Below are 208 nucleotides of genomic sequence, written 5' to 3'. Positions count from 1 at the left end.
CGATTTCGTCGACTGGGTCGCCAAGCGCTGCGGCGGCCAGCACAGCGAGGAAGGCGGCGTGAGCTTCACCGAGCCGAAGCAGAGCGTGCTCGACGTGGCGCAAACGATCTCGGTCATCCTGTCGCTGGCCGAGCGCGGCGAGGAGCAGGACCAGGTCACGCTGACCACCCTGCACGCGTCCAAGGGCCTGGAGTGGCCGCACGTGGTG

1 protein-coding gene is annotated in these 208 nt (G+C 68.8%); it reads left to right on the top strand.

All coding sequences use genetic code 11. The features are described 5' to 3' along the window. Positions 1–208, top strand: a 208-nt coding sequence (locus QCD85_RS23880; protein WP_301264101.1) for a 3'-5' exonuclease, incomplete at both ends; no start/stop codon positions are given.

The organism is Paenibacillus sp. PsM32, from assembly GCF_030433815.1.
Taxonomy (GTDB): domain Bacteria; phylum Bacillota; class Bacilli; order Paenibacillales; family Paenibacillaceae; genus Saccharibacillus; species Saccharibacillus kyungheensis.
Note: the sequence above shows the minus strand (reverse complement) of the source record. Positions and strands in the feature narration are given on the sequence as shown.